Origin of the sequence: Microbacterium sorbitolivorans (assembly GCF_003327285.1) — a bacterium.
GTDB lineage: Bacteria > Actinomycetota > Actinomycetes > Actinomycetales > Microbacteriaceae > Microbacterium > Microbacterium sorbitolivorans.
Genome location: NZ_KZ848476.1, coordinates 175643 through 188558, shown reverse-complemented (window position 1 = coordinate 188558; position 12916 = coordinate 175643). Strand labels below are relative to the sequence as shown.

At 70.1% G+C, this 12916-nt stretch carries 12 protein-coding genes; 2 read left to right on the top strand and 10 right to left on the bottom strand.

What is annotated here, in order from left to right; genetic code table 11:
- Window positions 1–96: 96 nt before the first annotated feature.
- Both dxr and DTO57_RS12385 read right to left on the bottom strand, forming a co-directional pair.
- On the bottom strand, window positions 97–1173 hold the full coding sequence (dxr, locus tag DTO57_RS12390; protein WP_114118542.1) for a 1-deoxy-D-xylulose-5-phosphate reductoisomerase: 1077 nt from the start codon (window positions 1171–1173) through the stop codon (window positions 97–99).
- A gap of 6 nt (window positions 1174–1179) precedes the next feature.
- A complete protein-coding gene (locus DTO57_RS12385) occupies window positions 1180–2160 on the bottom strand; it encodes an FKBP-type peptidyl-prolyl cis-trans isomerase (RefSeq protein WP_114118541.1) in 981 nt (326 codons plus the stop codon).
- Between the two features lie 143 nt (window positions 2161–2303).
- Between DTO57_RS12385 and DTO57_RS12380 the strand changes: the two genes are divergently transcribed.
- On the top strand, window positions 2304–3056 hold the full coding sequence (locus DTO57_RS12380; protein ID WP_114118540.1) for a lysophospholipid acyltransferase family protein: 753 nt from the start codon (window positions 2304–2306) through the stop codon (window positions 3054–3056).
- Here the strand turns inward: DTO57_RS12380 and DTO57_RS12375 are convergent.
- The gene (locus DTO57_RS12375; RefSeq protein ID WP_114118539.1) at window positions 3025–3507 is read right to left on the bottom strand and encodes an OsmC family protein; all 483 of its coding nucleotides are present in this window, start codon (window positions 3505–3507) and stop codon (window positions 3025–3027) included. The genes DTO57_RS12380 and DTO57_RS12375 overlap by 32 nt on opposite strands.
- A 28-nt stretch (window positions 3508–3535) precedes the next feature.
- On the opposite strand from DTO57_RS12375, the gene DTO57_RS12370 reads away from it, so the two are divergent.
- Complete coding sequence (locus DTO57_RS12370; protein ID WP_114118683.1) at window positions 3536–4528, top strand: asparaginase; 993 nt, start codon at window positions 3536–3538, stop codon at window positions 4526–4528.
- Window positions 4529–4544: 16 nt separating this feature from the next.
- Here DTO57_RS12370 and DTO57_RS12365 read toward each other — a convergent pair whose 3' ends face one another.
- The 7 genes from DTO57_RS12365 to DTO57_RS12335 form a co-directional block, all read right to left on the bottom strand.
- Window positions 4545–7370, bottom strand: a complete 2826-nt coding sequence (locus DTO57_RS12365; protein ID WP_114118538.1) for an FtsK/SpoIIIE domain-containing protein — start codon at window positions 7368–7370, stop codon at window positions 4545–4547.
- Window positions 7371–7457: 87 nt separating this feature from the next.
- Window positions 7458–8270 carry a PP2C family protein-serine/threonine phosphatase gene (locus DTO57_RS12360; RefSeq protein ID WP_373285674.1) on the bottom strand — a complete coding sequence of 271 codons (813 nt, stop codon included), beginning with the start codon at window positions 8268–8270 and terminating at the stop codon, window positions 7458–7460.
- Window positions 8271–8387: 117 nt separating this feature from the next.
- Window positions 8388–9359: a hypothetical protein gene (locus DTO57_RS12355; RefSeq protein WP_114118536.1), complete on the bottom strand. Its 972-nt coding sequence runs from the start codon at window positions 9357–9359 to the stop codon at window positions 8388–8390.
- Between the two features lie 52 nt (window positions 9360–9411).
- On the bottom strand, window positions 9412–10191 hold the full coding sequence (locus DTO57_RS12350) for a YaaA family protein (RefSeq protein ID WP_114118535.1): 780 nt from the start codon (window positions 10189–10191) through the stop codon (window positions 9412–9414).
- 81 nt (window positions 10192–10272) lie between these two features.
- The gene (locus DTO57_RS12345) at window positions 10273–10536 is read right to left on the bottom strand and encodes a F0F1 ATP synthase subunit epsilon (protein WP_114118534.1); all 264 of its coding nucleotides are present in this window, start codon (window positions 10534–10536) and stop codon (window positions 10273–10275) included.
- A 2-nt stretch (window positions 10537–10538) separates the two neighbouring features.
- Window positions 10539–11984, bottom strand: a complete 1446-nt coding sequence (gene atpD, locus DTO57_RS12340; RefSeq protein ID WP_114118533.1) for a F0F1 ATP synthase subunit beta — start codon at window positions 11982–11984, stop codon at window positions 10539–10541.
- Between the two features lie 24 nt (window positions 11985–12008).
- Window positions 12009–12908 (bottom strand): F0F1 ATP synthase subunit gamma, encoded by a 900-nt coding sequence (locus DTO57_RS12335; RefSeq protein ID WP_114118532.1) that lies wholly within the window; start codon window positions 12906–12908, stop codon window positions 12009–12011.
- Window positions 12909–12916: the final 8 nt, after the last annotated feature.

The following is a 12916-nucleotide window of genomic DNA, read 5'->3' as shown; positions in this document are numbered from 1 at the left end:
CGCAAATTTTTGGCTGGACCACCCGAAAAGTGGGACAAATCGGCACCTCGGCAGAAAATTTGCGTCGTTGTGTACGGGGGCGGAGGGAGAGTGGGTCTAGCCGATGAGCTGGTCGGCGGTGCGGCGGGCCCAGGCCTCGGCCTCGGCGAGCGACTCGAGGGTCAGCTCGGCCGGGGGTTCGTGGCGCTCCACCACCTCGGCGATGGTGTCGACGATGCCGAGGAACGGCAGGCGCCCCTCGTGGAAGGCATCGACCGACTGCTCGTTGGCGGCGTTGTAGACGGCCGGGTACGTGGATCCGGCGGATCCGACCCGCTTCGCGAGGGCGACGGCCGGGAAGGCGGTCTCGTCGAGCGGCTCGAAGGTCCAGCTCGCGGCGGTCGTCCAGTCGATGGGCGCCCCGACCCCTGGCACGCGGCGCGGCCACGCCATGCCGAGGGCGATGGGCAGCCGCATGTCGGGCGGCGAGGCCTGCGCGATCGTCGACCCGTCGACGAACTCGACCATCGAGTGCACGATCGACTGCGGGTGCACCGCCACGTCAATCTTCTCGAAGGGCACGTCGAAGAGCAGGTGCGCCTCGATGACCTCGAGGCCCTTGTTCACGAGCGTCGCCGAGTTGGTCGTGACGACCCGCCCCATGTCCCACGTGGGATGGTTGAGCGCCTCGGCCGGCGTGACGTCCGCGAGCGACGCGCGCGTGCGGCCGCGGAACGGCCCGCCCGAGGCGGTGACGACGAGGCGGCGAACCTCGTCGGCGGATCCGCCGCGCAGCGCCTGCGCGATCGCGGAGTGTTCCGAGTCGACGGGGACAATCTGCCCGGGCGCGGCGGCCCGCTTCACGAGCGGGCCGCCGACGATGAGGGATTCCTTGTTGGCGAGGGCGAGCGTGCGCCCCGCCTCGAGGGCCGCGAGGGTCGGGCCAAGGCCCACGGATCCGGTGATGCCGTTGAGCACCACGTCGGCGTCGACGTCGCGCACGAGCTGCGCGGCCTCCTCCGAGCCGAGCGCCGTGTGTGCGACGCCGAACTCGGCGGCCTGCTCGCGCAGCACGCGCTCCTGCGATCCGGTCGCGAGCCCGACGAGCTCGAAGAGCTCGGGGTTCGCCCGGATCACGTCGAGCGCCTGCGTGCCGATGGATCCGCTGGATCCGAGGACGATGACCCTACGCATGGCGGCTCAGCTCGTCGCGGTGTGCGCGGTGCCGAGGATGTCGACGACGAAGATGAGGTCTTCGTCGGCGAGCTCGCTCGTGCTGCCCTCGGTGCCGTAGGCCTCGGCCTTCGGGATGACGGCGACGACCTGCGAGCCGACCTTCTGGCCGACGAGGGCCTTCGAGAAGCCCTCGATCACGCCGGTCGTCGGGAACGACGTCGGGGTGCCGCGGCTCCAGCTCGAGTCGAACTCCTCGCCGTCCGAGACCTTCACGCCCAGGTACTGCACGAAGACCTGGTCGCCCTCGGCGACGGTCTCGCCGTCGCCCTGCTTGAGCACCTCGATCGAGGTCGTGTCGCCGACCTTCACGTCGTCCGAGACCGTGACGGTCGGGGTGCCGTCGTCGCCGATCTTGACGGTCGGGAAGCCGTCCTCGGGCTCGACGTCCTCGCCCCATGCCGCGGTGGGCGTCGTCTCGAACACGTCGATGACCGCAACGGCGGCCGAGACGGTCTGGCCCGAGGTCGAGGTCTGCTCGGGGATCGTGAAGGCCATGCGTGAGCCGAGCGGCACGTCGATGAAGGCGTCGAGGTAGCTGCCCTCGATGATGCCGAGCGGCAGGGTCGAGAACTCCTCGTAGCCCTCCGAGCCGAGCTCGTCGCCCGTCTCGGCGTCGTACATCGTCGCGGCGTAGGTGACGTAGTCGCCCGCGGCGATCTTGTCGCCGTCGCCCTCGCTGATCACAGAGCTGGAGATGTCGGGGATCCCGAGGGGCGCCTCGAACGATACGGTCGCCTCGGATCCGAAATCGCCGGAGACGTCGACGCAATCGATCGCCTGGCCGGACTCTTCGCCGGCGTCGCACATCTCGACGTTCGCGGCGGCGTCGGTCGCGGACGGCGTCGCGGTCGCGTCGGCATCACCGTCGGAGGTGGAGCCGCAACCCGCGAGCGCGAGGGCGACAATGGCGGAGGCGGACAGGGCCGCGATGGGGCGAAGGCGCACGATGAAAACCTCGATTTTCGTTGACTGGCGTGCCCATTTTGCCGCATTCGGCTATGTGCGCTCACATTCGCGGCCGGATCCGGGACTCTTCCCGGGAGAAAGCTGATTCCCGTACCGGCATATACGCGCCGTATCCTGGCAGGATGACCGAATCGCGTGAAGAGAGCCCCCGCACGCCCAGTTGGGTATATACCTTCGGCCGCAACGTGCTCGCCCCCATCGCGCGCATCGTCTATCGCCCCCGGGTCGAGGGCAAGGACCTCATCCCCAAAGAGGGCGCGGTGATCTTCGCGAGCAACCACCTGTCGTTCATCGACTCGATCGTCATCCCGATCGCCGCCGCTCCCCGCCCCGTGCACTTCCTCGCCAAGTCCGAGTACTTCACCGGCAAGGGCATCAAGGGCTGGTTCTCGCGCGTCTTCTTCACCGCCGTCGGCGCGACGCCCGTCGAGCGCGGCGTGGGCCAGGCCGCCATGGACGCCCTCGACCAGCAGAAGGAGATCCTCGCCTCGGGCGCCGCGATCGCCCTGCACCCCGAGGGCACGCGCTCGCGCGACGGACGCCTCTATAAGGGCCGCACCGGCATCGCCTACCTCGCGCTCGAGTCCGGCGCGCCCGTCGTGCCCATCGGCCTCATCGGCACCGACAAGGTCATGCCCGTCGGTGCGAAGCTTCCCTCGCTCAAGGAGCGGGTCGTCGTGAAGTTCGGCGAGCCCCTCGACCTCACGCGCCACGGCGCGGCCACGAGCGGCAAGGCGCGGCGCCTCGCGACCGACGAGATCATGGCGGCGATCCACGCCCTCTCGGGCCAGGAGCTCGCCGGCGTCTACAACGAGCTGCCCCCTCAGGGCGCCGTCGAGAAGATCAAGCGCGCCCTTCCGCACGAGCGCAAGTAACCACGGGCTCGATCTCGACCTCGAAGTTCAGGCTGTTCGAGATGAAGCACCACTCGTGCGCCTCCTCGTGCGCCGCGATGGCCTCGTCGATCATCGACTCGTCGGCGACCTCGACGCGCGGGTGTAGCGTCGCGCCCGTGAAGCGCCCGCCGTTGCCGACGACCTCGATCTCGGCGGTCGCCTCGTCGACGTAGCTCGTCACGACAACGCCGCGCAGAACGCAGGCGTGGAAGTAGGACAGCATGTGGCACTCGCTGGCTGAGGCGAGCAGCAGCAGCTCGGGGTTCCACTTCACCGGGTCGCCCCGGAACGGTACGTCGGCCGAGGCCTCGATATCGGGGCGCCCCTCGGTACTCAGCCTCACGTCGCGCGTGTAATCGCGGTACCCGCTCGTGCCGGTGCCCTGGTTTCCCGTCCAGGTCGAGGTGAGTGTGTATCCGTGAGTGCTCATGCGGCGAGTCTAGGCTGGAGTCGTGGCCATCGCAGAAACCTTCCCCGCATCCGCCGCCGCCGAGCTCGCTGTCGTCGAGCGCGGCGGGTTCGTCGAATCCCGTCACATCGGATCCGCGATCGTGCTCTCGCCCGACGGCGAGACGCTGATCTCGCACGGGGATCCCCACGCGCTGATCCTGCCCCGCTCGTCGCTCAAGCCGCTGCAGGCGATCGCGAGCGTCACGGCCGGCGCGACCCTGACGGGCGAGCGCCTCGCGATCTCGACGGCGAGCCACGACGGCACGGCGCGGCACGCCGAGCTCGTGCGCGCGATGCTCGCCGACGTCGGGCTCACGGAGGACGCGCTGCGCTGCCCGCCCGCGTGGCCCGCGAACGTCGAGGCGCGCCGCGCACTCATGATCGACCACGCCGAGAAGTCGCCGCTGCACCACAACTGCTCGGGCAAGCACGCAGCCATGCTGACGGCCTGCCGCGCGAACGGCTGGGACCTCGAGACCTACCTGCACCCTGAGCACCCGCTGCAGGTGCACACGCGCGAGGTCGTCGAGCGCCTCACGGGCATGAAGATCGCCGCCTCGGTCACCGACGGCTGCGGCGCGCCCGTGCACGCCATGAGCCTGCTCTCGCTCGCCCGCGGCCTGAACCGCGCCGGCACCTCGGCCGAGAGCTCGCCCTTCGCCCTCTACCGCGTCGCCGCGCAGCTGCTGCGCGCGGCCCGCGAGAACGCCTGGGCGATCGAGGGCCCCGGCGGCGACGACACGCTCACGATCGAGCGCTTCGGCGTCTTCTCGAAGAAGGGCGCCGAGGGCGTGCAGACCATCGTGGCGCAGGACGGCACGACCGTCGCCGTCAAGATGCTCGACGGTTCGAACCGCGCCGCGTCGCTCGTGGCCCTCGCCCTGCTCGCGCGCACGGGCGCGGTCTCGGTCAAGGAGGTCGCCGCGGCTGCGGCCGAGCGCCCGAACCTGCGCATCACGGGCGGCGGCCGCACCGTCGGCGTCATCCGGGCGACCGTCTGATCACGTAAACGTCCGTTCACGGCAGCACCACCCGCCGCGGCGGTAATCCCCCGCCGACGTGCCACGCCCGCGCAGCGCGGGGACGCGCGTACGGCGGGAGCTCGCGCTCGCCGACGAGGGTGCGCAGCTCGGTCGCGCAATCGGATCCGACGACCATGTCGCCCGACACCCGCACCGCCTGCAGGGTGACGTATTGCCGCTGCCACGCGTCGGCGTCGCCGACGATCGCGAGCGGCACCCCGCCCGTCTCGGGCAGCGGCCCCGGCGGCATCTCGTCGACGAGCATGACCCGCACGGCGTCGCCCCAGGCCGCGCGAAGCGCCTCGGCCCGGCGCGCGGCCGCCCGGATCACGAAGCCCGTCAGCGGCGCGACCGGCCGCCACCGCACCGGATCCGGATCCTCTGCCTGCTGCGGCGCCGGCTCGGGCATCGCGAGCTGCGCCTCGTGCCCGTCGACCACGGCGCGGCCCGGCCTGCGGCGTGCGTCGTAGAGCTCGCGATCAGCCCCCACGGCGGTGTGATCGTGCACGGCGGGCAGCGCCAGCACGACCCGGCGCGGCAGCACGTCGGCGATCTTCGAGATCGCGCCGGTCATCCGCGCGGCCGTCAGCACGACGGTCGTGCCGGTCGAGCCGGCGTCGCGCACGATCTGCTCGAGCCTCTCCCCCGCCGCCTGGCCGTACTCGCTCGGGAAGCGCGCGATGAGGGCGTCGGCGTCGTCGACGACAAACAGCTCCGGCGGATCCTGTTCGGCCCGCTCGAGCGCGTCCCACGCGCCCTCGCTGTCGCGCGGCACGTGCACGACGCGGTAGCCGCCCGCAACGCCCGCCTCGGCGACCCATCGCGCGAAGCTCGTCTTCCCGCTGCCGGCGCCGCCGATGACGAAAAAGCCGCGGTCGGTCCCCGGCGCGAGCGTCACGGGCGTCTGCCGCTGCGCCTCCGGCTCGTCGGCAAGCCCGCACACGAGCGCGCCCGTGACGTCGGTGACGGCCTGGGGACTCCACACCTCGGGCAGCGGATCCAGCAGCGGGCCCGGCGCCGGCCGCACGCCCGCGTGCGCGTGCTCGAGCGCCGCGACGTCGGGCGGCGAGACGAGCGCGAAGCGCGCGAGCTGCGGGCCCGCGTCACCCGCGCGCCGCACGTAACCGACGCCGCGGTGCGCCGCGTCGCCCGGGACCTCCGCCGCCGACTTCGCGCCGATGAGCTGCGAGCTCTCGCGCTCCTCCGCCACCCGCAGCGCGATCCGCAGCGGACTATTGGCGAGCAGGGCGTCGCGCAGGATGCCCGAGGCGCGCTGCGTGCCGAGCACGAGGTGCATCCCGAGCGCCCGGCCGCGCGCCGCGATGTCGGTAAAGACCTCGTGCAGATCGGGGTGATCCTGTAGCAGCGCCGCGAACTCGTCGATCACGATCACGAGGCGCGCCAGCCCCACCCGGGGATCGGCGATGTCGCGCGCACCCGCGCCGGCGATCACGCGCTCGCGCCGGTGGATCTCGGCGCGCAGCCCCTCGACCGCGCGCCGCGCGCCCACGCCGTCGAGGTCGGTCAGCACGCCCGTGACGTGCGGGAGGGACCGCAGGTGGTCGAAGGCCGTGCCGCCCTTGAAATCGCCGAGGAGGAACACCAGCTCGGAGGGCGAGTGAGCGGCCGCGAGCGCCGAGATCCACGTCGTCAGCAGCTCGCTCTTGCCCGCGCCCGTCGTGCCGACGACGACGGCGTGCGGACCGTCGGCGACGATGTCGACCTCGACGAGCGGCGCAGGCTCATCGCTCGAGTGCAGGCCCAGCCCGATCGCGGCCGCAAGGCCCGCGGGGCGGCGCTCCATGTCGCGCTCGTTCCCCGCGCGCTCGCGCACGTGCGCGAACGGGATGGGGCCCGCCGGAAGCGAGATCTGCGCCTGGCGGATGCGCCCCGTCATGGTCGCGCTGACGCGCCTGGCCTGCCCAATAGAGATGGCCTCCGCCTCGAGCGCCACGTCGCCGCCATCGGCAACGAGCCGGCCGACGAGCCCCTCGTCGAGCTCGATGAGTGCCGCGCACTCGTGCGGCACGGCGTCGCGAGCGCCCACGAGGGCGATGACCGTCTCCGCGCCGTCCGGCACGGCCTCGCCCGGTTCGAGCACCGCGACGCGGCGCGCGCCCTCGCCCGCGCCCTGGAGGTGCGGGATCCCGTCGGCCCAGTCCTCCCCGAGCGGCCGCCCCACGAGCGCGACGGCCGTCGGCGGGTGGCGCAGCACCAGCTGGGCGACGAGCGCGCGGACGACGGCCCGGCCCACGATGCCGTCGCCGCGCACGCAGATCCCGTGCTCCCACGCGATCGTCACGGGCGCGGCCTCGAGCGTCTCGGCCTCCGCCCGCAGGCGCTCGGCGCCCTCGCCCTCGCCGCCCGTCACGACGACGATGCTGTCGGCGTCGCCCCTGCCCACCGCCAGCGCGCCCTGGCGGCGCCACAGCCAGCCGTCGTGCGTCGCGGCCCCGTGGGCGTCGGGCGTCGCGGCCCGGCGTAGCTCCCGCTCCTCGTCGTGCCGCCGCTCGACCTCCGCGCGCATGCGCCCGCAGGCCTCGTCGAGGCGCTGCTCGGCAACCCGCCGATCGCGCCGCGCCCCGCGCGCGCTGTCGAGCATGGATCCGACCGCCATGAACGGCCCGAGGGCCGCAAACCACAGCATGAAGATCGACCCCGTCAGCCGCCACATGACGACGGCGCCGATGACGGGCACGATCGAGGCGACGAGCGGGAATGGGCGCCGCGACGGCGGCTCAGGAAGGTCTGGAAGCTCGAGCGGCTGGGCCAGCCTGCGGGTCGCCGGGGCCACCGAGGTTTCGGCGGGTGCAAAGGTCATGCCGCCATACAACAGCGTTCGACCCCTCCCCGTAGGCGGGAAGGGGCCGATTGTGGAGAGATCGCCCGCACGGCGGGCTGTGGATCGTTACGCGGTCGGTTCCGAGACCTCGAGCACGTCGACGATCACGATCGACACGTTGTCGCGGCCGCCGTTCTCGAGCGCCGCGATCATCATCGCGTTCGTCGCGTCGGCCGGATCCGGGTTGTCGTGCAGGAAGTGGAGGATTCCGTAGTCGGTGAGCTCCTTCGTCAACCCGTCCGAGCAGATAACGTAGCGGTCGCCCGCCTGCACGTCGATGCGCACGTAGTCGGGCGTGACGTGCTCGGTCGGGCCCACGGCGCGGGTGATGACGTTGCTGTACGGGTGCGTCTCGGCCTCTTCTTCGGAGAGCCGGCCCGCCGCCACGAGCTCCTGCACGAGCGAGTGATCGGTCGTTACCTGCATGAGCTGCTCGCCGCGCTGCAGGTAGACCCGCGAGTCGCCGACGTTCATCGCGACGACCGACAGCGCGTCGTCATCGCTATCGATGTAGATGCCCGTCAGGGTCGTTCCCGTGCCCTCGTCGGTCGCCTCGGGGTGCTCGGTGATGTCGCGCACCGCGCGCACGAGCGCCTCCGAGATGCCCTCGGGCGACACCGTGCCGGCCTCGGCCATCTCGCCCATGCGCGTCACGACCGACTGGCTCGCGATCTCGCCGCCGATGTGGCCGCCCATGCCGTCGGCGACGATGAACAGCGGGTAGGCCGCGTAGAACGCGTCCTGGTTGTTCTCGCGCTTGCGGCCGGGATCCGTCGCGCCCGCCCAGCGAAGCGACAAAGAACTGCCGTTGCCGAACGCGGCATCGCGGCTGTGGGTGTCGGGCCTCGCGGGCAGTGTGTAGGTGGGCTCGTCAGACACGGGAATGGCCTTTCCGGCTTTGTCTCGCGGCGTCGCGTGCGACGCTGCAGGTGTACTCCAGTTTACGCGGGATGACGGCATGGCCCCGCCCGCACGGACGGGGCCATGCCGAATCCATCAGGAGCGCTGTTCGGCGGGCGGATCGGTCTCGTCGTCGGGCGTCGAGGCCTGCTCACCGAAGTCGATGCTCGGCTCGGATGAGGCGGGCTCGGTGGGCTCAGTGAGCTCCACGAACGGATCCGCGGGCGCCTCGGCCGCGGGCTCCGCAGCGGCGGGCTCCGCGGGGGCCGCGAACGGATCCGCGGGAGCCGCGGGCGCCTCGGGCGCGGCGGGCGCCGCGAACGGATCCGCCGGCGCGGCCGGGGCGTCGGGCGTCACGTACGAGTCCTGCGGGGCAGCGGGCGCGGCCGGCGTCTCACCGTAGGGCGCGGCGGGCGCGGCGTAGCCCTGCGGGGCGCCGTACGAGTCGGCCGGAGCGGCCGGGGCCGCGTAACCGGGTGCCGCCGGGTAGCCCGGTGCCTGCTGGCCATAGCCGTAGGGCTGCGCGCCACCGTATGCGGGTGCGGGCACGCCACCGAAGGGCACGCCCTGCCAGTTGGTCTTGTCGCCGAGGAAGGTGTTCGCCCACTTGGCCTGCGGGATCTGCGGCTGCCACGGGTCCTTCGAGAACGCCATGATGCCGAGCCAGATGATGCTGCCAAGCCCCGGGAGTCCGAGCGCGAGGGCCGCCCATGCGGCCTCGTTCTTGGCCTTGAAGCTGATGCGGATGACCGCCATGGCCCAGAAGATCGTGAAGGCCGCGAGGAGCAGCGAACCGATGTAGATGATCGACAGCACGCCGCCGCCAACCGCGAAGATCAGCACGAGCCACGGGTTCATGTCACCGATCTTGAAGAAGATCATCTCGCGGTACACGGGAATCCACGCGCGCCACTTGTCGTTGACGCCGGCCTTTTCAAACAGCTTCATGTAGAAGACCGAGAACAGAACGTATGCAATGAGGAGCGGCACGATGAGCACCGCGGCCAGCCCTGCGATAAAGGCGCCGAATGAGGCGCCGAGCACGGCAAAGGGATCGGGGTCGTACATGTCTTCCTTCAGGTCGATGCCGAATCCGGCATACGTACAGGATGCCCCCAGACTAGCGACCCGCGGGCTCGATCGCGAAGATTTTCGCCTCGGGGATCGAGGAGGCCTCGCCCAGCACGATCTCGTCGCCGTCCCGCGAGACGGTAAAGCCCGCCCCATCGGCCCAGTCGACGAGCTCGTCGAGCGAGGCGAACCGCTCCCCCGCGAGCGCGAGGGCGCGGGCGAACACGCCCTTCGTCTGCTTGTTGAAGTGGTTGAGCGCGCGGCCCTCGCCGTTTACGACGCGCACGTATGCCTGTTCGGCACCGGCCGGCACGGGGCCGAGCGCCCGGTATGCCTCCGAGCGCATATCGAGCACGGGCCCGCGCCCGGCGAGCTCGGCCGTCGTCGCCTCCGCCCAGTGGCGCTTGAGCGGCGCGAGGCCCGGCAGGCGCTGGCCTGCCGAGAATCGGAAGGCGGGGATCTGGTCCAGCGCCCCGACGGGGCCGAGGAGCGCGGTCTGGATCGCAACGTGCTCGCCCATCCAGGCGCGCGCGTCGGCGCCCAGGGTCTGCGCGTCGAGCGCGTCGAACAGCACACCCGTGAAGCGATCGATCGCCGGCATCGTCGGCGACGCGCTCACGGCGGCGTTCGTGTCGACCTCGCCCAGCTGCCGCGCCGAGAGCTTCAGCACCCGCGCCATCTCCCCCGGATCCTTCGCGAGCTCCTCGAGCGCGCCGACGGCGGCCGCGCGCTGGGGCGCGAGCCCCGCGAACGCGAGCTCGCCGACGCGCAGCGGGTCACCGGATCCGCCGGGCCGCTTGGTCTCGGACGGCGGGAGCAGGATAAGCACGAAGAACCTCCGGAAAAACAGGGATGAAACGACGAACGGGGCGGGAACCCGAAAAGGTTCCCGCCCCGAACCGCTAATGCGTCAGGCGACCAGCTGTGCCTGGCCCGCAACGATGTTGATCGTGTCGCCGATCTCCATCGAAATGAACCCGTCGCTCGCGTCGGCCACGACCTTGGTGCCGTCGGCCTGCGTGATGCGAACCTGGCCGCTCGCGAGGACCGCGAGCGTGGGCTCGTGACCGGCCATGAAACCGATCTCGCCCTCGACAGTCTTCGCAACGACGAGGTTCGCCTCGCCCGACCAGATCTCGGCCTCGGCCGACACAAGGTTCACGGTGAGAGCCATGATCAGCCGTTCTCCTTCTGGATCTTCGCCCAGTTCGCCTCGACGTCGCCGATGCCACCGACGTTGAAGAACGCCTGCTCAGCAACGTGGTCGAACTCGCCCTTGACGATCGCGTCGAACGACTCGATGGTCTCCTTGAGCGGAACGGTCGAACCCTCAACACCGGTGAACTTCTTCGCCATGTAGGTGTTCTGCGAGAGGAACTGCTCGATGCGGCGCGCACGCGACACGACGATCTTGTCCTCTTCCGAGAGCTCGTCGACACCGAGGATGGCGATGATCTCCTGGAGTTCCTTGTTCTTCTGGAGAACCTGCTTGACGCTCGTCGCGACGCGGTAGTGGTCCTCGCCCAAGTAGCGGGGGTCCATGATGCGGCTGGTCGAGGTCAGCGGGTCGATCGCGGGGTACAGACCGCGCGACGCGATCTCACGCGACAGCTCGGTCGTCGCGTCGAGGTGCGCGAACGTCGTGGCCGGGGCCGGGTCGGTGTAGTCATCGGCCGGCACGTAGATCGCCTGCATCGAGGTGATCGAGTGACCGCGCGTCGAGGTGATGCGCTCCTGGAGCACACCCATCTCGTCGGCGAGGTTCGGCTGGTAACCCACGGCGGAAGGCATGCGGCCCAGAAGGGTCGACACCTCCGAACCGGCCTGCGTGAAGCGGAAGATGTTGTCGATGAAGAGCAGCACGTCCTGGTTCTTCACGTCGCGGAAGTACTCCGCCATCGTCAGCGCCGACAGGGCCACGCGAAGACGCGTTCCCGGCGGCTCGTCCATCTGGCCGAAGACAAGTGCGGTCTTGTCGAAGACGCCCGCCTCTTCCATCTCACCGATGAGGTCGTTGCCCTCACGGGTACGCTCACCGACACCGGCGAAGACCGACACGCCACCGTGGTCCTGCGCAACACGCTGGATCATTTCCTGGATGAGGACGGTCTTACCGACACCCGCACCACCGAACAGACCAATCTTTCCACCCTGAACGTAGGGGGTCAGCAGGTCGATCGACTTGATGCCGGTCTCGAACATGGTGGTCTTCGACTCGAGCTGGTCGAAGTTCGGGGCCTTGCGGTGGATGGGCCAGCGCTCGGTCACCTCGAGGGTCTCGCCCTCGCCCAGGTTCAGGGCGTTACCGGTGACGTCGAACACCTTGCCCTTGGTCACGTCGCCGACGGGAACCGAGATCGGTGCGCCCGTGTCGCGAACTTCCTGGCCGCGGACCATGCCGTCGGTCGGCTTCAGCGAGATGGCGCGAACCATGTCGTCGCCGAGGTGCTGAGCGACCTCAAGGGTGATCTCGGTGGACGTCGAGCCCGTCGAGATCGTGGTCTTGAGAGCGTTGTAGATCTCCGGAAGCGCGTCGTGAGGGAACTCGACGTCGACAACCGGACCCGTGACGCGGGCTACACGCCCAACGACCGCGGTGGTTGAATCAACCGTGGTGGTCATGATTTTCGTCTCTTTCTGAGGGTCTTAGGACGCCAGAGCGTCCGCGCCGCCGACGATCTCGGCGATCTGCTGCGTGATCTCGGCCTGGCGCGCGTTGTTGCGCAGGCGCGTGTAATCGGTGATGAGCTTGTCGGCGTTGTCCGAGGCCGACTTCATCGCCTTCTGCGTGGCGGCCTGCTTGGCAGCGGCCGACTGCAGGAGAGCGTTGAAGATGCGGCTCTGGATGTACACCGGCAAAAGCGCGTCGAGAACATTCGCGGGCTCGGGCTCGAACTCGTACAGCGGGTAGACCTCGCTGGTCGAGTTGTCCGCGGCCTGGTCGGCCTCAACAACCTCGAGAGGGAGCAGTCGGACCTGTTCGGCCTCCTGCACCATCATGCTGACGAAGCGGTTGTAGACGACGTGAATCTCGTTCACGCCACCCTCTGCCTCGTCGAGGTTGTAGGCGGCGAGGAGCGCGTCAGCGATCTCCTTCGCCGTCTCGAACGTCGGCGTGTCCGCCTCGCCCGTCCACTCCTGCTCCGCCACCATCTGGCGGAACTGGAAGTAGCCGACGGCCTTGCGACCGAAAAGGTAGAACACGACCTCCTTGCCCTCCGAACGAAGCAGTTCGGCGAGCTCGAGAGCTTCCTTGATGACCTGCGAGTTGAACGCGCCGGCAAGACCGCGGTCGCTCGTCAGCAGCAGGACGGCCGACCGGGTGACCGTTTCCGGCTCCCGCGTGAGCGGGTGGTCGATGTCCGTGTGCGTCGCAACGGCGGAGACGGCTCGCGTCACGGCGCGGGAGAAGGGCGACGACGCGCGCACGCGCGCCATCGCCTTCTGGATCCGCGAAGCCGCGATGAGTTCCATCGCCTTCGTGATCTTCTTCGTCGTCTGAGCAGAAGAAATCTTCTGCTTGTACTCCCTGAGTTGTGCACCCATTATGCGTC

Excerpts from the sequence above, each read along its gene's own strand:
- DTO57_RS12365 (WP_114118538.1), bottom strand. The coding sequence starts at position 7,370 with ATGACCTTTGCACCCGCCGAAACCTCGGTGGCCCCGGCGACCCGCAGG.
- DTO57_RS12335 (WP_114118532.1), bottom strand. The coding sequence starts at position 12,908 with ATGGGTGCACAACTCAGGGAGTACAAGCAGAAGATTTCTTCTGCTCAG.
- dxr (WP_114118542.1), bottom strand. The coding sequence starts at position 1,173 with ATGCGTAGGGTCATCGTCCTCGGATCCAGCGGATCCATCGGCACGCAG.
- DTO57_RS12380 (WP_114118540.1), top strand. The coding sequence starts at position 2,304 with ATGACCGAATCGCGTGAAGAGAGCCCCCGCACGCCCAGTTGGGTATAT.
- DTO57_RS12375 (WP_114118539.1), bottom strand. The coding sequence starts at position 3,507 with ATGAGCACTCACGGATACACACTCACCTCGACCTGGACGGGAAACCAG.
- DTO57_RS12345 (WP_114118534.1), bottom strand. The coding sequence starts at position 10,536 with ATGGCTCTCACCGTGAACCTTGTGTCGGCCGAGGCCGAGATCTGGTCG.
- atpD (WP_114118533.1), bottom strand. The coding sequence starts at position 11,984 with ATGACCACCACGGTTGATTCAACCACCGCGGTCGTTGGGCGTGTAGCC.
- DTO57_RS12355 (WP_114118536.1), bottom strand. The coding sequence starts at position 9,359 with ATGTACGACCCCGATCCCTTTGCCGTGCTCGGCGCCTCATTCGGCGCC.